At 64.8% G+C, this 16,725-nt stretch carries 17 protein-coding genes and 1 pseudogene; 10 read left to right on the plus strand and 8 right to left on the minus strand.

The genetic code is table 11. The features are described 5' to 3' along the window. Positions 1-123 precede the first annotated feature (123 nt). Together ACFOY6_RS21535 and ACFOY6_RS21540 are read left to right on the plus strand one after the other, a co-directional pair. Positions 124-384, plus strand: a pseudogene (locus ACFOY6_RS21535) (transposase); the annotation flags it as partial. A 164-nt stretch (positions 385-548) separates the two neighbouring features. Beyond that, positions 549-1,613 carry an NnrS family protein gene (locus ACFOY6_RS21540; RefSeq protein WP_161600965.1) on the plus strand — a complete coding sequence of 355 codons (1,065 nt, stop codon included), beginning with the start codon at positions 549-551 and terminating at the stop codon, positions 1,611-1,613. A gap of 5 nt (positions 1,614-1,618) precedes the next feature. Here the strand turns inward: ACFOY6_RS21540 and ACFOY6_RS21545 are convergent, their stop codons facing one another. From ACFOY6_RS21545 to ACFOY6_RS21575, 7 genes are read right to left on the minus strand one after another with little or no spacing between them, the layout of a single operon-like run. Next, entirely contained in the window at positions 1,619-2,617 is a 999-nt protein-coding gene (locus ACFOY6_RS21545; RefSeq protein WP_379652211.1) for an FAD:protein FMN transferase, read from the minus strand. Positions 2,618-2,628: 11 nt separating this feature from the next. After that, on the minus strand, positions 2,629-3,288 hold the full coding sequence (locus ACFOY6_RS21550) for a nitrous oxide reductase accessory protein NosL (protein WP_149814109.1): 660 nt from the start codon (positions 3,286-3,288) through the stop codon (positions 2,629-2,631). Beyond that, the gene (locus ACFOY6_RS21555) at positions 3,285-4,115 is read right to left on the minus strand and encodes an ABC transporter permease subunit (protein ID WP_099097060.1); all 831 of its coding nucleotides are present in this window, start codon (positions 4,113-4,115) and stop codon (positions 3,285-3,287) included. The genes ACFOY6_RS21550 and ACFOY6_RS21555 overlap by 4 nt, the downstream gene beginning before the upstream one ends. Next, the gene (locus ACFOY6_RS21560; protein WP_099097059.1) at positions 4,112-5,032 is read right to left on the minus strand and encodes an ABC transporter ATP-binding protein; all 921 of its coding nucleotides are present in this window, start codon (positions 5,030-5,032) and stop codon (positions 4,112-4,114) included. The genes ACFOY6_RS21555 and ACFOY6_RS21560 overlap by 4 nt, the downstream gene beginning before the upstream one ends. Continuing rightward, positions 5,029-6,366: a nitrous oxide reductase family maturation protein NosD gene (locus ACFOY6_RS21565; protein ID WP_379640399.1), complete on the minus strand. Its 1,338-nt coding sequence runs from the start codon at positions 6,364-6,366 to the stop codon at positions 5,029-5,031. The genes ACFOY6_RS21560 and ACFOY6_RS21565 overlap by 4 nt, the downstream gene beginning before the upstream one ends. Further along, positions 6,366-8,303: a TAT-dependent nitrous-oxide reductase gene (gene nosZ / locus ACFOY6_RS21570; protein WP_099097057.1), complete on the minus strand. Its 1,938-nt coding sequence runs from the start codon at positions 8,301-8,303 to the stop codon at positions 6,366-6,368. Before nosZ ends, ACFOY6_RS21565 begins: the two co-directional genes overlap by 1 nt. 14 nt (positions 8,304-8,317) lie before the next feature. Continuing rightward, positions 8,318-10,639: a 4Fe-4S binding protein gene (locus ACFOY6_RS21575; RefSeq protein ID WP_379652213.1), complete on the minus strand. Its 2,322-nt coding sequence runs from the start codon at positions 10,637-10,639 to the stop codon at positions 8,318-8,320. 161 nt (positions 10,640-10,800) lie between these two features. On the opposite strand from ACFOY6_RS21575, the gene ACFOY6_RS21580 reads away from it, so the two are divergent. Then, the gene (locus tag ACFOY6_RS21580) at positions 10,801-11,691 is read left to right on the plus strand and encodes a ferritin-like domain-containing protein (protein WP_379652214.1); all 891 of its coding nucleotides are present in this window, start codon (positions 10,801-10,803) and stop codon (positions 11,689-11,691) included. 221 nt (positions 11,692-11,912) lie between these two features. Then, on the plus strand, positions 11,913-12,365 hold the full coding sequence (locus ACFOY6_RS21585; protein ID WP_176559927.1) for a DUF4142 domain-containing protein: 453 nt from the start codon (positions 11,913-11,915) through the stop codon (positions 12,363-12,365). Between the two features lie 46 nt (positions 12,366-12,411). On the opposite strand, the gene ACFOY6_RS21590 is transcribed toward ACFOY6_RS21585, so the two are convergent. Continuing rightward, on the minus strand, positions 12,412-12,795 hold the full coding sequence (locus ACFOY6_RS21590) for a c-type cytochrome (RefSeq protein WP_379640407.1): 384 nt from the start codon (positions 12,793-12,795) through the stop codon (positions 12,412-12,414). A gap of 240 nt (positions 12,796-13,035) precedes the next feature. Between ACFOY6_RS21590 and ACFOY6_RS21595 the strand changes: the two genes are divergently transcribed. From ACFOY6_RS21595 to ACFOY6_RS21620, 6 genes are all read left to right on the plus strand, one after another. After that, positions 13,036-14,112, plus strand: a complete 1,077-nt coding sequence (locus ACFOY6_RS21595; RefSeq protein ID WP_379640408.1) for an IS5 family transposase — start codon at positions 13,036-13,038, stop codon at positions 14,110-14,112. A gap of 445 nt (positions 14,113-14,557) precedes the next feature. Beyond that, a complete protein-coding gene (locus ACFOY6_RS21600) occupies positions 14,558-14,704 on the plus strand; it encodes a hypothetical protein (protein WP_379640409.1) in 147 nt (48 codons plus the stop codon). 50 nt (positions 14,705-14,754) lie between these two features. Next, positions 14,755-15,009: a hypothetical protein gene (locus ACFOY6_RS21605; protein ID WP_379640410.1), complete on the plus strand. Its 255-nt coding sequence runs from the start codon at positions 14,755-14,757 to the stop codon at positions 15,007-15,009. A gap of 94 nt (positions 15,010-15,103) precedes the next feature. After that, positions 15,104-15,358 (plus strand): type II toxin-antitoxin system RelE family toxin, encoded by a 255-nt coding sequence (locus tag ACFOY6_RS21610; protein ID WP_109519242.1) that lies wholly within the window; start codon positions 15,104-15,106, stop codon positions 15,356-15,358. Continuing rightward, on the plus strand, positions 15,358-15,744 hold the full coding sequence (locus ACFOY6_RS21615; RefSeq protein ID WP_379640411.1) for a helix-turn-helix domain-containing protein: 387 nt from the start codon (positions 15,358-15,360) through the stop codon (positions 15,742-15,744). The genes ACFOY6_RS21610 and ACFOY6_RS21615 overlap by 1 nt, the downstream gene beginning before the upstream one ends. Before the next feature lie 574 nt (positions 15,745-16,318). Then, entirely contained in the window at positions 16,319-16,693 is a 375-nt protein-coding gene (locus ACFOY6_RS21620; RefSeq protein ID WP_379652215.1) for an IS5 family transposase, read from the plus strand. The last annotated feature ends 32 nt before the right edge of the window (positions 16,694-16,725 follow it).

The raw sequence follows: 16,725 nt of genomic DNA on the forward strand, positions 1-16,725 counted from the left end.
TCCGGTTTGTGCTGCTTCCTCGCCATCTCAACCTCCTCCCCTCCGCGTCCCGCTAATCTCACATCAGCGGCGGTACACTTTTAAGGGGGCAGGTCAGGTTCCTGATGAGGCAAGAGGAACTCCATGACGCAGCAGAGACGGTTCACGAAGGAATTTGAGGACGAGGCGGTCCGGCTGGTCCGAACGAGCGGGAGGAGCCAGCGTGAGATCGCCGAGGATCTCGGGATTGGTTTGTCGACGCTGGTCCGGTGGATCAGCCGGAGCTGGGATCGGCTGCTCGATGAGCCCGGACGGCCTGGGCAGGAAGAGGTCGCGGCCGAGCTGAAGCGGCTGCGGCGGGAGAACGAGATCCTCCGCCAGGAGCGGGACATCCTGAAGCGTGCAGCGGTGTCCGGCTAACTGGGTTGCGCAGGGAAGGACGCGGCGGCGCGAGACGACGGCCAATCAGACTCCGATGCGCGGGTTGGTGCCGCCGAAGTAGCTCAAGGATTGCCCTGAGCTACCGCTGCGTCCATTTCAAACAATACCTAGCCTTGGATGGAACCAGATTGTCTTCCTCAACTCATCGCGTTCTGTTTGGTCTTGCCTTAGCCCAAGGAGGACTCGGGATTCTCACCTGGGGTCTCGCAGCTTGGCCGGCTAGCGGCGGCCCATTGTGGCACGCGCATGAAATGGTTTTCGGCCACGCCTTGGCGGTCATCGCAGGATTCCTGCTGACGCGTCTTTCTGGTCCGGCACTGGCGGCGATCACCCTGGCTTGGTGTGCGTCGCGCTTGACCTATGTGGTGCCCGCAGTGCCGGATCTAGTGCGGGCTTTCCTTTCACTTCTGGCGACAGCGGCTATCGTGCTGCCTGCTGCATTTGCCTTTCTCCGTGCAGCTAAGCGGTGGGGCAGCTTGGTATTTCCGATCCTGCTTAGCGGCTTCCTCATTGCGGATGCGACGTTCCAATGCGGCGAGCTAGGACTGTTGCAGCACGGCGCCGATATCGGGAACTGGTTTGGTCTTGGTCTCGTCATCATGCTCATTGCCGCTATGGGTGGCCGTTTGGTCGGTGCCGCAGCGTCTGGGGCAGCGCAACGCGCAGGCAAGCCGCGCATCGCGCCACGCCCGGCATTAGACCAGGCGCTACTTGTTTGTTTAGCTGCAGGCTTCGCGACGGAGGCTATTGCTGTAGAACGGCCAATCGGCCCCGCCCTATTGGCAATAGGTGCAGTGTTGATTGGCGTTCGGTTAGTGCTTTGGGCACCGGGATTGCAACAAAGCGCCGGGGATGTGCTTGCGCTCGCAGCGGGGCAGGCTTGGCTGTGTGTCGGACTTCTCGCCTGGGCTGCCGCGGCTGGTGGGTTCTTGCAATGGCCAGAGACCGCAGCCCTGCATCTGGCAACGATCGGCGGCATCGGTGGCACTACTCTGGTGATGATCCTACGGGTCAGTGCGCAGCGGGAAGTCCGGCCGATGCCTGTTCGCAGCGCAATAGGGATCGCCATCCTCATAGGCTTGGCTGCGCTAGTGCGAGCCCTTGGTCCAGCTGGATCGGGCTGGGCTACTGCCGCAGTGCTCTGGACCATGGCGACGATTTTGACCGCCGTGACGGTCGTTCGCCGCCGGTGAGGCCGTTATGTGCCGTGCAGCAGCGCCGTAGAGCCGTCGGGGCGCAAAAGATGCGCCTCCACATCCGGCCTGCCACACAGCGCTGCCGCAATGGCGGGTTCAGGCATCAGAGCGAAGGCCGTGGAAAAGGCGTCGGCCATAGTGGCCTCCGGTGCCAGAACCGAAACCGTACGGTATCGGCGCGGGCTCTGGCCGCTGCACGGATCCAGCAGATGGGTAAAACGGCCGGCGCCGTCAAAGACGAAGCCGCTATCGGCAGAAGTGGCTAGCGCACGGTCCGTCAGGTCCAGTTCCGCCCAAGGGTGATCCGACGCCGCCGGGTTCTCCAGCGACGCCCGCCAGGGTCGGCCTGAGGGATGGCGCCCCACTCCCCTTGCCTCTCCCATATCCACCAATGTCTGGGCCACCCCGCCTCCACGCAGCAGGTCCACAATGCGGTCCGTCAGATAACCCTGGGCAATGCCGTTCAGCGTGACCGCCATGCCACGCCGGGTCAGCAGGATGCGATCCGGCGACACCACTAGCCGCCGGTGATCCACAAGTGATAGCGCCTCCGCAAGCGCGTGCGGGGAGGGTCCTTGGGGGTCCGCGCCCTCAGCCGCGAAGTGGTCGCGGTAAAGCAGCCAGAGGGGTTGGACGGTGGGGTCGAAGACCCCGTCGCTCCATGCCGCGACCTGCTTCGCCGTGGTCAGCAGATCCACCATCTCGGGCGCCGGCGCCACCAGCATACCGCGCCGGTTTAGGGCCGAAAGCTGGCTTTCCGCCTGCCAAAGGTTGAACAGCGCTTCCAGCCGCCGGATCTCGGCGACGCATCGGGCCACCAGCCGCTCAGCCGCGATGCGGTCCGGGTGATGCAGCATGATTGAACCTGTGGCGCCGAGAACAGGGCCCGTCCAGGTGAGGAGGGGAGCTTCGGCGCGCGTGGCGCCGATTCCCGGCAGGCCGAAACCGGCCGCTGCGGCGAAAATGCCAAGGACCCGGCGGCGAGAGGCAGCAGGCTGCATGGGGCCAATCCTCAATGCGTGTGGCGGTGTTCAGCACCGCCAGAAGGAGCGGGCCCGGCTTCCGGCCCCGCCTGGGGGGCGGCGCCATCGCCCAGAACCCAGTCGGGCGGCACTTCCGCGAAGCTTCGCACCGCGCCGCCATGCTCGGTCGCGAAGCGCTCGGCCGCCGCGCGGTCCGAGAAGGGCACCGCCTCCTCCGCGCCCATGCCGCCCCGGCGGTTGCTGCCGAGGACAAAGAAGGCGCCCCGGGCTTCCACCCAGTTGGCGGCACCCGGCTGCTCCCAGCTTTCCGCCTTGCCCATGTCCGAGACATAGATGGCTCGGATGCTCTTGGCCTCCTCGCCCAGTAGGGTGAAGGCGATCGTGTCCCGCGCGGAGGAGAACCAGACCGGGCGCTCATCGCCCCGCAACAGGATCTGGCCCTTGGGGCCCGGATGCTCCACCAGCGCCATGCCGCAGTAATGGCCCATGGCCTCCTGCGTGAGCGCGACGGGCGGCGGCGGCGCGGCGGCGCTTTCCTGGTCATCGCAGTTGGCCAGGGCGAGGCAGCCCGCAAGCGCCAGGGCGGACAGCAGGGCTTTCCCGCGGGCAAGGGCCGAAGCACGGTGCCGCGCGGGGACCGGTGCCGCCGGCAAGGAGCCTTGGCGGAGCACTGTGGAGGCTAGAGTCATAGTTCCCTCCTGGCGAAAACGGCGGCGGCGGCGAGCAGCGGGACTAGCGCCCAGCCGACGAGGGCTGCGAGCAGAACGGGGGCCGAGAGCGCGCTGTTTCCGGCCAGCGCCGCCATGCCGGACAGCATCCTGACATCGGCCAGGCCGGCGAGATTGAACAGGCGATAAGCATCTGTCGGGTTCAGCAGCAGCAGCAGGTCCAGCATCCCGGCGGTGACGCTCTCGCCCTGGTCCGCGACGAGGAGGCCGAGCAGCGCCATATCCCAGATCAGCACCATCAGGAGCCAGAGCCCGACCGCGATGCCGGCGGCGGTGCCGCGGTCCCGCACCAGGGCGCTGACCAGGTAGCCGAGCGCGACGAAGGCCGCGCCCAGCAGGACCGATGAGCCGATCATCAGCGCGAAGGCCTGCCAGCTTGCCGGCGCGATCGCCGGCCCCGTCAGGGCCAGGGCGAGGGCGGCGGCGCCGTAGCCCAGGATGGTCGCGACGGCGAGGATGGCGAGATGGCCCAGGAACTTGCCCAGCACCACCTGCCAGCGCGCCAGTGGGTAGCTCAACAGCAGCAGCATGGTGCCGCGCTCCATCTCCCCCACGATGGCGTCATGTGAGATCAGCAGGGCGATCAGCGGCAGCAGAAAGACCGAAAGGCTGGAAAGGCTGACCACCACCACGTCCAGCGCGCTGGCGCCGACCCGCCCCGCCGGCGCCGCGCCGAGAAAGGTCAGGGTGAGCGCCAGCGCCGCCAGAAGCAGCGTCGCGGCCAGCACCCAGCGGTTCCGCATCCCCTCACGGATCTCCTTGCCGGCGACCAGAAGCACGCCCCTCATCGCGCGGCCTCCTGCCGGAGACGGAGGAAATGGCTGTACAATTCGTCCAGCGTCGGCGGCAGCAGGTCGAGGTCGGCGATGCGCCGGTCCCCGGTGGCCTGGCGCAGCAGTTCCATCTTCGCCTCCGGCGTGCAGGAAACTTCGAAAAAGCCGGGGCCGGGCTGCCGCACGGCCCCGGCGGGGCCGAACCATTCCGGCGCTTCCTCGCCCGCGAGGGTCAGCCGCAGGCGGATCGGCAGGCGCGCCAGCCGGCGCAGCTCCGCCACGGTACCATCCGCCACCACGCTGCCATGGTCCAGGATGACGACGCGCTCCACCTGCCCCTCCAGCTCCTCCAGCGCGTGGGAGGACAGGAGCACCGTGGTGCCGCCCTCCGCCAGATCCGACAACATGCTGTAAAGGCCCTGGCGCACTTCCGGGTCGAGGCCCGTGGTCGGCTCGTCCAGCAGCAGCGCGCGGGGGCTGCCGAGCAGCGCCTGGGCCAAGCCGAGGCGCTGGCGCATGCCCTTGGAATAGCCGCCGACGCGCCGGCGCGAGGCGGCGCCGAGCCCCACGCGCTCCAGCAGCGCATCCGCGCCGCTGACCGGCTCGCCCTTCAGCCGGGCAAAGAAACACAGCAGCTCGCGCCCCGTCAGCGCGGGGTTGAAGGTGACATTCTCAGGCAGCCAGCCGAGGCGGCGGCGCGTCTCGGCCGCGCCCTCGGCGGGGTCCTGGCCCAGCACATGCAGTCGGCCGGCGCTGGGGCGGATCAGCCCCAGCATCAGCTTCATCAGCGTGGTCTTGCCGGCGCCGTTATGGCCCACCAGCGCGACGCGGGCGCCGGCTGGCAGGGAGAAGGAGACATCGCGCACCGCCTCCACCGCGCCGTAACGCTTGGCCACGCCTTCCAGCCCGATCAACGGCAGATCGGCCTTCATCGCGGCCATCCTGGCGCCGCTTCGGGCAGCGGGGGCGGCGTGACCAGGGGACGGCTATCCACCACCCCGCCCGGCAGGATGGCGGGGAACTGGGACTGCGCCCAGCGCAGCACCTGGACGGCCGGGCTGTTCAGCAGAATTTTGGCGCTCGGCGCCACCCACAGCACGCGGTCCACCAGATCGTTCGGGCGATACGCGGCATCGGCGATGCCATCGCGGTCCAGATCGAAGGCCGCGTTGTCGGACCAGTAATTGCCCCGCCCCGCCCGTGACCAGTCCAGGTGCCGCGTACCGACATATCTCACCTGGGTGCGGTTGCCGATGAAAGCGTTTCCTGTGATCTCGTTGCCCTCCGAGCCGGCCGTGAAATGGACGCCGATGCCGCAGCCTTCGAAGCGGTTGCCGGTGAAGTGGTTGCGGTTGGCATTGTAGATGAAGACGCATTTCGTCGGTGCCACACCGCTGACCTCGTCGCCGACGGGCACGGCATGCTCCCGGTCCACCTGGTCTTCCGCGCGGCGATCCGTGGCAGCGGTCTGGCCGATCACCCAATTGTTCGTGATGGTCGACCCATTGGCATAGTTGAACAGCAGCCCATGGTCGCGGTCTCCTTCCGAGATGTTATCGCGCACCGACAGGCGCTGCGAGAACATGATGGCGTAGCCGACATGATTGCCGCTGGAGATGTTGCCACTAACCTCGCTGTTGTTGGTGTACATGTAGTGGACACCAAAGCGCAGATCGCGGAGACGGTTTCCGGTGAAGATGTTCTGCTTGCTGGTCTTGACGAAGATGCCGTCGCGCCCGAAGCGGATGTCGTTGCTCTCGATCCGCGCGCCGGGCGCGTTCCAGACCGCGACGCCATCGCCATGCTCTGCCATCCGCCCGCCCGCGCGCCCGAGGATGGTGTTGCCACGCACCACTGCTCCTTCCGCGCCGTGGACATAGACGCCGAAAAGATTGCCTTCCATCCGGTTGCCTTCGACCACGGCTCGCTTCGCGGATTGGCGCAGCAGCACAGCGCTGTCCATGCCTGGAACATCGGAGCCGGAGCCGCGCAGCAGCAGGCCGCGCACGGCGGCGCCCTCGGCCGTGACAGTGACGATGCTGCCCTGTCCTGGCCCTTCCAGCACCGCGCCTTCCCGCCCCGCCAGCGTGACGGGACGGTCGAGCAGCACCGGGCCGTGATGAAGGCCGGGCAGCAGCTCCAGCACCTCGCCCACGGCCGCAGTCTCCACCGCCGCCTGCACATCTTCTCCTGGCGCGAGAGGACGCGCCGCGGCGGGCAGAACCGCCGCGACAAAGAGGGCCGGAAGGAGACCGGCGCGCAGCATTACGTGCTCTGCGCCTCCACCAGCATGCGACCCTTCATCTCCATGTGCATGGCGTGGCAGAACCAGGTGCAGAAATACCAGTAGACGCCCGGCCGCTCCGCCCGGAAGGTCACAGAGGCCGTGGCCTGCGGCGGGACTTCCATGCTGATGCCGTAGTTGATGATGGCGAAGCCGTGAGTCAGGTCCTCGACGTCGTCGATGTTGGTGACATAGACCGTGACTTCCTCGCCCTGTCGGACGCGGAACTCCTCGAGCCCGAATTGCGGCGCCATCGAGGTCATGTAGACCCGGACCTTCTCGCCGTCACGAACCACCTTGCTGTCGGCCGTCAGGTCCACGCCATCCGCCTGGGCCTGCCGCACCGCATCCGCGAAAAAGGGATCGTCGCGGCTGAAGCGGTGGACCGGGTTGATCTTGGAACGGTGGACGATGGTGGCGTCGTGCGGCTCGGCATAGCTCGGGCCGTCATGCACAAGGCGCATGCGGTCGCCGGAGATGTCAATGAGCTGGTCGTTCTCCGGCTTCAGAGGCCCCACATTCAGGAAGCGGTCCTTGGAGAATTTGTTCAGGCTGATGAGCCACTTGCCATCCGCCTCCTTGGTCTGCCCCATGGAAGTGTGGTTGTGGCCGGGCTGGTAGTGGACATCCAGCTTCTGGATCAGATAGTTGGCCTTCTCGCCACGGAAGGCGCGCTTCGCCGCCTCGATGTTCCACTTACAGACCTGGCTGTCGATGAACAGCGTGGTATAGGCATTGCCCTTGTTGTCGAAGGCGGTGTGCAGCGGGCCGAGGCCCAGTTCCGGCTCCGCCACCACCGTTTCACGCGGCTGAATCTTGTCCTCGAACAGGTCGTCGAACTTGCGGACGTCGAAAACCGTGGCAGTGGGCGAAAGCTTGCCATTCGCCACCACATGGATGCCGTCCGGCGCCGTGTTGATGCCGTGCGGGCTGTTGGGCACCGGCACGTAGCGCGTGAAGGGCGAGCCCTTGCCGCCCTCCAACACCGGGACACCGCCGATCTCCTTGTAGTCGCCGCGCTTCACCGCCTCCTCGATGCGCTTCAGGTTGAAGATGACGACCCAGTCCTGCTCCGCTGCCATCATGTCGGCCAGCGTCACGCCGCCTTCCGAGTTGTAGCAGGTGGCGAAGGCGTATTTGCCCTGGTAGTCGGCATCCACGTTGTCGAGGTTGCCATCCACGATGATCTGCCAGGCGACCTTCATGGTGTCGCCATCCACCGCGGTGAAGATGGAGCGGTAATTTTCCGGCTTGTCGAGGTCGCGTCCATCATTCGGGACGGGAACCCGGTCCTCGCCATTGCAGAAGACATATCCGGTGCGCGGGTATTTCTGCACTCGCAGCCCATGCACCGTGTGCTGGTTCGGGAGTTGGATGATCTTGTCACAGCGCATCACGTCGAGGCGGATGCGGCAGACCCGCGTGTTCAGCTTGTCGTTGGCGAAAAGGTAGCGCCCGTCATAGGTCCCGTCCGTGAAGGAAAGGTGCGGGTGGTGAAGATCACCGCTGTCGTAGGTCACCTTGCCGATGCGGCGAAGATACTCTTTCGAATCCTCGGTCAGCCCCTCGGTCAGCACCTTCAGGCTCTCGTTGGTCTGGCCCCACCCCGTAGCGCTGTCGCGGTTGAACACGGGGACGCGGATCAGCTCGCGCATCGAGGGCAGGCCGTAGATCCGAAGCTCCCCGGACTGACCTGAAGAGAAGAAGGTATAGTACTCGTCGAGCTCCCCGGGCTTCACCTCGTAGCTCTGCTGCCCCGGACGCGCCTGTTGCCCTGGCTGCTGCCGGGTCTGCGCCTCTGCCGGAACAACCAGTTGCGAGACGCCGGCGCCCACGGCCGCGCCCGCCACGCCGACGGCCGCGGTGGTGCCAAGCAGCTTGCGCCGGTTGATGCCCTTGTCTTCCGTGTCGCCCGACATGTGCTTATCCTTCGTCATGGACTGGAAGTGGCGGGCTTTCCCGCCACACCTTTCTCTGTCCGGGTGATGCTAGTCTTCGGCCCCTTGCCTGCGCTGGGTAAGGGTACCGCGCTCAGCGCGATCTGCTTCTCACGCTTCAGCCGCTTCTGGATGTTGTGCGGGCAGCGGTCTTCGGCGCGGTAGAGTTCCTGGCAGTGCATGCAGTAGATGCACTCGTTCGGGTTGATGTTGCCCTCGGGATGGATGCTCTGCACCGGACATTCGCGGGCGCAGCGCTGGCAGGGGCTACCGCATTCGGGCCACCGCTTCAGCCACTCGAAGGTGCGCAGGCGACCCGGAATGGCAAGCGCGGCACCGAGCGGGCAGAGATAACGGCAGAAGAAGCGCTCGATGAACAATCCGGCGGCCAGCAACCCGACAGCATAGAGGGCGAACGGCCAGTCGCGTACGAACTTCAGGATGATGGCGGTCTTGAAAGGCTCCACCTCGGCCGCCTGTTCCGCCAGCGTGACGGAATACAGCGAGAGGCCGAACAGCCCCAGGAAGATGACATATTTGACCGGCCACAGCCGTTCATGCAGCCCCCAGGGCATGACGATCTGCGGTACCTTTAGCTTCTGCGCCGCGGCCGACAGCAATTCCTGCAACGCGCCGAAAGGGCAGAGCCATCCGCAGAAAACGCCCCGCCCCCAGAAGATCAGCGCCGCGGCCACGCCGCACCACAGGATGAAAATCAGCGGCGAGGTGAGAAAGTAGTTCCAGCTAAAGCCGGTCAGCAGGGAGCTGCTGAATGTCAGCACATTGACAACCGATAGCTGCGCATTCGCGTACCAACCCAGCCATACAAGCGTCCATGACAGGAAACCCAGCCTCACCCACCGGAACAAGAGCGGCCGACGCACCAGTTGGTCCTGGAAGAAAAAAATCCCCGTCAGGATCATCAATGCTACCGCGGTGATGCCGATATCTAGGGTCTTGGCGCGCCAGATCCGCTGCCAAAGCGGCTCCTCCAGCGGATCATGCGGTGCTTCCTCGGCGGCCGGCGCCGCCGTCGCAGCAGCAGGGGGCAATGGCGCCGCCGCGGGCGCCGGCGGGCGGCTGATATATTGCTCGGGCAGGCGGTATCCCAGCTCGAAGCTCAGAAATGCCTTGTCCCGTACGCCAATCGCGCGCTGCACCAGGAGCTGCAATTCCCAGAGCTCGGTGGGGTCGAGGCTGAAGTTTTCCGGCAGGGTGAACAGCGCGATCTCGGGCAGGGACGGAGCGCCTGCCGCGGCGATGTCCCCCAGGCGCTGGTGGTCACGGTCCCGGAAGCGAAAGCTGCGCCCGTCCTGCAACAGCTCGATGCGATCGAAGATGCCGCCCCGCACATAGCCGGAGCCTTTGAAGGAGTAGATGCCTTCCCCGGCCACCAGGATGGCGTGCTGGCCGGGGCGCAGCCTTCTCAGCAATTGCTCGTGGCCGGCGTCGCCCAGCAGGCTGCGACCGATCGTGGGAGTGGTGACCAGGGCCGCGTAAAGATCGATAAACGTTTCGTCCGGCGCGCCCGGCTCAGGGTTCTCCGCCGCTGCGGGATTGTCGTGGCGGGTAAAAGCCTCGTTCACATCGCCGACCGAGAGATGCAGCCGGCGAACAGAGCCATCGCCCAGCAGGCTTTCCCAGTCACGCACCTCGCCTGGCCCCGGGATCAGCGTGGCCGGCGGCAATGCCGCAGGCGCTTGAGCCGGGGCCGCCGCGCCGCCGGCCGATGCGGCACCAAACCGGCCCGCGCGATGCAGGCGGATCGCGGAGCGAACAACGCTGTCGGCCATCACCAGGACGGTCACGGTCGCGCCGCTGACGATGTCGGTTTGCGGCGGGCGCGTTTCCGCCCGGGCGATGGGGCCTGTTTCCATCCCGATCAGGTGGTTCAGGGCGGCGAGAATCCGCTGCTCTGGAATGCCGATCAGCACAATCGGTTCCTTGTGATCGACTAGGCGAATGCCCCGGATCACGCCCTGCGTGTCGGCCGCAACCAGAATGTGGATCGGTTTGCCGGAATAGCCCGTCGCGTCGGTGACGTCGGTGTTCAACCAGACATAGCCGAGCAACCTGTTTCCCGCGTAAGCGGGCACGAGCGGCGGCTCGCCTTGCGGGGTGCCGAGCCGGTCGGCGCCAGGAAAGATGCTGGCGGCTTCGAGATCGGGCAGGAAATCGGCTAGGCGCGCAGCGCTGGCAGGAGCAGGCCATGCCGCCAGCAACAGGCACAGAACCACGAAAAAGCGCCGAATGGCGTGATGCCACTCAGCCTCCCGATCAAGGAAAGAACACCAAGTTCCACGCGACAAGCCGATCACCCGCGTTCTCCACCCTGGTGTTTATAGCAGCTACGGAAAGCCGCCTCTTTGCTCCAGCGCAAACTGTCAACAAGATAAGCCAGTGGATGACACGGTCTAGAATTGCGTTCAACCTTTAGGAATTCTCATTATTTGCCGAATTCTAGAAGAAAGAAACAGACATGCTCCTTCTGAAGAGTGAACCTCCCGCAGCTGTACGTTCGCTCGCGGAGCTTCTCGCAATCGCAGAGGCAATTGATCAAAATATGGAACGCCGTTACACTGATTTAGCGGATCACATGGCAGCGACCGCGCGGAAAAAACTGGCTGAGCTGTTCCAGAATCTTGCCGCAGAGAAGCGCAATCACGCGGAGCATGTTCGGAGATGGTCCTCCGATCTCATCGGCGCGGTGCCCGATTCGTCGAATCTACGGTGGAATCCATCTGAAGCCTTCGATGATGAGGAAGCGCGCAACGCTGCCTCATCGAGACTCGTTTCCCCATATAGTGTCTTCTCGATGGCCGTGCGCGATGAGGAACGATTCTTCGCGTTCTGGAGCTATGTCGCCGCCCACACGGATGAGCCTGCCGTTCAAGCGGCGGCCGAGCATATGGCGCGGGAAGGGTTGCAGCGCACCGCATTGCGGCGTCGTGAGCGGCGCCGCGCTTTTCATGCGGAAGGCCGCGGCAGCACGGGTACCCCTGCGCCGCAACGTCTGGCATCGAAGGCGGTAGAGGCTGAGCGGCTCCTGGCCAGGTTTCTTCCGGCCCTTGCCAGGCAGCAGCGAAAGGCTTCCACGGAAATCAAACGCTTGGCCGAAGAGGCGCTTGAGATGGCACAGGATGCAAGTTCTCTGGCCGGAGCTGAAGGCATCATGGCCGTGGAGGCCGCTCCTGCCGAACATTCAGCCGCATTGGGCGAGATGGTGCGCCTGTCCGAGCAGGCTGCCGAAGCTTATCTGGAGGCGGCCGATCTCGCGCAGGACGAGGCCACGGTTCGCCGCCTGCAGGCACTGGCCGGGCGTGCCATCTCGCGCCTTTCTCTGTTGCGCCAATTGCCTGAGGAACAATGAACGCAACCACTGGAGGGTGGTACGGTTGGAGGGTTGGGCAGAACCGCATAGATGGCCGTCAGCCCCCTTCCAGTCTTTCCGGAGCACGAGCTATGAGAAAAAGCTTTCCCCTTGTGGCAGCGCTCTCTGCAATCCTTTCCTTGCCGGCTCTGGCCCAGAGTGGCCCCGGTCAGCCGAGCTCGCCGCAACCCGGCACCGGCCGGCAGGAACAAAGCACGCAGATGAGCGGCACGGCAGGGCACCGCGGCTCCGAAGTTCTTTCAGCACCGAAATTCGTCGAGCTTGCCGCTTCGCACGCGATATTTCAGACAGAAGCGGCGAAACTGGCGCTGGAGCGGTCCCGGGACGACGCTCAGCGCAACTTCGCGCAGGCTGTGCTGGCAGCCCATGCGCAGGATATGGAAAAGCTGCGCAAGAATGCGCCACAAGGCGCAAAGGTGCCGCAGGAAATGAGCGAACAACACCGCACCTGGATCACCCAGCTCCGCGATGCGCAGGGCGGCAACTTCCAGGCGCTTTACACGCAACAGCAGTCACAGGCCCCGCTGATAGCGGTCGATCTGTTCCGCAACTACGCGCAGGTCGGGGACAACGAGGAACTGAAGCGCTGGGCAGCAGCCCACCTGCCTGTTTTGCAAGCTCACCTGTCTAAGGCCCGGGCCCTCAAGGGTTAGGGGTCCTGAGCATCGGTGGGCGAGGACTCGCCCACCTTTCTTTCCTTCAGCTCTGCTGCTTGAGATAAGCGAGAAGATCCTGAAGGCGCTTCTCATCTTTCAGCCCAGGGAAGGACATCGTCGTCCCTGGCACCACCTCTCGCGGGCTGCGCAGATAGGGAGTTAGGCTCTCCTCATTCCAGACCAAACCCTCTGCGCCCTTGTCCTGCATTGCTTTAGAGTAGCGGAATCCTTCAAGGGAGGCGGCCTTGCGCCCGATCACGCCGTGCAGGTTGGGGCCAACACCGCTGCGTGCGCCCTCATTGATTGTATGGCAGGCGCGGCATTGATTGAATGCGCGCTGACCAGCCTCGGCGTCTTGGGCGGCTACAGGCGCCGCCGCAAGAGCAAGGGCCATAAGCGAGGCGAATGGAGCAATATATCGAATCATCTATCTGAACCTCCTCTACCTACTTCCTTGGTCTGCAGCCTATTCGAGAAACGCTGCCGCGGTGCCATCGTTGATGTTAATACGCCCGACAAAAGGGGTATAGGCGCGGCGGCTAAGTATTCGGGGGATTCCGGCTAAGGCCTGTTAGATCTTGATCCAGTCGGCGGCTGGACGCCTCTAAAAACCTCGCTGTTGAGACGCTGATCTGATTCACTGGCTTGGCTCAGCGGAGGCAGTGGAATGGCGGGTCAGCCTGGCTTCTTTGATGTCGATGAGCGGTATGCGGCCTTGTCGGCGGCGGGTGATCCGCTGGAGCGCCTTGCGGCTGTCGTGGATTTCGAGACCTTCCGCCCGGTGCTGGATGCGGCGCTGGCGCGCTCGGATCGCAGCCGCGGCGGGCGCCCACCCTATGACGCGGTGCTGATGTTCCGCATCCTGGTGCTGCAGGCTCTTTACAGCCTTTCGGATGAGCAGGCGGAGTTCCAGTTGCGGGATCGGCTGAGCTTCATGCGCTTCGCGGGGCTGGCCCTGCACCAGGCAGTGCCGGATGCCAAGACGATCTGGCTCTACCGCGAACAGCTCAAGCAGGCGAATGCCACCGACGGGCTGTTCCGCCGCTTTGACGAGGCCTTGGCGGCCAAGGGCCTTCTCGCCATGGGCGGGCAGATCATCGACGCCACGATCATCGCCGCACCGCGCCAAAAGCTCACCATCGAGGAGAAGGCCACGATCCGGGAGGGTGGCACGCCAGAGGGCTGGTCCCGTGCCAAGCGGGCGCAGAAGGATCGGGATACGCGCTGGACGCTCAAGCGCGGCAGAGCCAAGCCCAAACCAGAAGGTGCGCAGCGCCAAGCTATCCAGATTGCGGTGCCCATCTTCGGCTACAAGAGCCACATCGGCATCGATCGGCGGCATGGGCTGATCCGCCGCTGGGCCGTTACGGATGCAGCCCAACATGACAGCCGCAGCTTTCCGGCGCTGCTGGATCCTGAGAACACCGCAAGCCACGTCTGGGCGGACACGGCTTACCGCACCAGGCGCAACTTGGAGGTCCTGGAGCGGCGCGGCTTGAGCGAACGCATCCTGTTCCGCCGGCCACCTCGGCGCGAACTCTCTGAGCAGCAGGCGAAGGCCAATGCCGCACGCGCCCGGATCCGCTCCGGCATCGAGCATGTTTTCGCAGCCCAGAAGCACCGCATGGCGCTGTTCGTCCGCACCATCGGCCTGGCGCGGGCCCAGGTGAAGATCGGCATGGCCAATCTGGCCTACAACTTCACCCGTCTGGCCTGGCTCAGCACCCGAACTGCGCCCGCATAACCCCACAGCGCCTACGGAGAGCGGCACCCGCCGTCCAAAGTCGGTGACCCGGTCGTGTCAGCAGAGGCACGTCACAGCCTGAGGCGACGATCCTGCTCTCCGGGCCGCGCAACAGCCGGTAGTTCGAGGTATCCGGCTGATGATGGCCTCCTCTGATCTGATAATCTTGGCGCTTAGCGTGCCTGCATCTGGGCGGCGCCTTCTTGCCTGAAATCCGGCCTCCACAAGAAGAACCAGCACGCCCCCTCCTGTCTTCACCCTGGGCGATGGGTGATCCTTTGCCGATGGGTTAAGCCCTCGAGGAGGGGAACCAGGAAGGATCAACCAGGGAGACAGAACTGCTTCTCGGGTAGCGTGCTTCCGGCCAGGGCGGTGCCTGCCTCCATGCATGGCTGTCGCGTGCAGCATGTTGTCCGGCTGCTGCTGACTGGGCCATCCTGTCCGGATGGACGATCAGACCCTTGCACTGCTGATCTTTGCCACCGCAGCTGCCTCGGGCTTCGTAGCGACCATGCAGGAAGGGACGCTTCGCCTGGTCTGGGCGATGATTGCCCTGATGCAGGTTGTGACGGCCCTGGCCTGGATGCTCTGACAAAGTGGCCTGGCTGAGCAGGTGGATGTATCCCGCAAAGGCACCGAACCATGGACACCAATGACATCGTCCTGTTGATCGGGCTCCTGATCGTGGTCCTCATCCTGCAGGTGGTGATCATGATCCGGCTTCACCGCGTCGACCGCATCATGGCCCGGCAGCAGCCACGCGCCTGGTACCGCGATGTGGTGGAGGCCGATCGGGAGGCGGAAATCACCTTCCTGCACAGCGAGATCTATGGCCGTGCCGTGGAACTGCCGATGCGGCGCCTCACGGCCCATGAGCGCTTCTCGGGGCGTGAATAGGCACCGTCGCTGCGGTATGCTCCGCATCAGGTCCGTCCGCGCATGAGTAAGCTGATAGCTTGTATAATGATAAGCTACTAGCTATCATTCTCTGATGCCGCTGATCTTCTCCCGCTCAGCCGTGAAGGCACTCCGCACAATGCCCAGGCGTGAGGCGGGCCAGATGATGGAGCGGCTGGAAGCCATTGCCGCCGACCCTGCCGCGCAGCACCCCAGCGTGATCGCCATGCAGGGGGAGCCACCCGGCCGCTTCCGGCTCCGGCAAGGCGATTGGCGCGCCGTGTTCCGCATCGAGGATGCCGAAGTGGTGGTGGACCGCATCGGCCATCGCAGGGAGGTCTATGACTGATGGCCCATATCCAGCCAATCACCGAGACGGATGAGACCGTCACCCTTTCCCGCATCGACTTCGAGCGCCTGGTGGCCGCAGCGGAGGATGCGATGGACCGCGCTGCCCTCCATCAGCAGGAGGCAAGGGAAGCTGCCGAGGGCCGGGAAGCTGCTCGCGCTGACTATCTGCCAGCCGACCTGGTAAAGCGTCTCCTGGCCGGGGAAAGCCCGGTGCGGATCTGGCGCGAGCATCGTGGCATGAGTGGCCGGGCGCTCGCCACAGCCGCCGGCGTCAACGCGGTGTATCTGAGCGAGATCGAGCGTGGCCGGAAGCCGGGCTCAGCGGCGGCCATCATCGCCATCGCCCGTGTGCTGGGGGTGGAACCGGCCGAACTGGTGGAGTGATCGGATTGATGCCCGGAAGGCGGGGAACCAGGGGGTGCCCATAGTGTGGGCACCTCCACTCCGCTCAGTAAGCGCCTTCTGGATTTTCTGCGAAGAAGTGGGTGGCTGCCCTTCCAGCCCACCGTAACGCTGATGGTCCACCACTCTGCAACCTCTTCAGCGAGTCTGCGGGCGGAAGTTTACGACTATATGGTGAAGCTGCCGGTACGGCGGATCACCGCCTATGATCGCTTTTCAGAACAGGGCTGATCTAGAAGCCCCAGGACCAGATTTTGTACCGATCGCTGCAAATCTCCTACAAACAAGGTGGGTGGGTTGCAATTTCTCAAGTTCGGCCGCCTGTTCCTGAGCCAGACCCATCACCAGAAAATCGAGATATTTCTGGCAAGTGCCGCGCAATCAACGGCTTGGCTACGCGTGCGAGAGGACAGACAGATGAAGTGGCTATGGTCCCTGCCCATGGCACCACATCTGTCATGCATGTAGCCTAGGTCGCGTGGACAAATGGCTGCAGGGGGATTCCCAGCCGGCCGCGGACGTGGTTCCACGCTGATCTCTGACATGGAGATCGGCATTGATTCGCGGGTTACTGACGGACGAGGAGTGGTCCTTCTTCGAGCCCTTCGTGGTGTCGGCGAGCCCACTCGGCGGCAGGCCGGCCCGTGACCACCGGCGGGTGCTCGACGCCATCTTCTGGATCGCCCGCACTGGCGCGCCGTGGCGTGACCTGCCCGCCGAGCTCGGCAACTGGAACTCAGTGTTCCGCCAGTTCCGTCGCTGGACCGCGTCGGGCTTGTGGGACGTGATGCTCGAAGCCTTGGCCGATGGTGGCGGCGAGGCCGACCTCCTGCAAATGATCGATAGCACCAGCATCCGGGCGCACCAGGGACTGTCAGGAATTTCGTGTAGGGCGGAGCGGTTGAACACGCTCAGGCCATGGCGCGGGTGAAACGCTCGCCGAACAGCACGGCGAACTGGGCC

The sequence above is a fragment of the Teichococcus aestuarii genome (assembly GCF_042651065.1).
In the GTDB taxonomy this organism is placed as follows: Bacteria; Pseudomonadota; Alphaproteobacteria; order Acetobacterales; family Acetobacteraceae; genus Pseudoroseomonas; species Pseudoroseomonas aestuarii.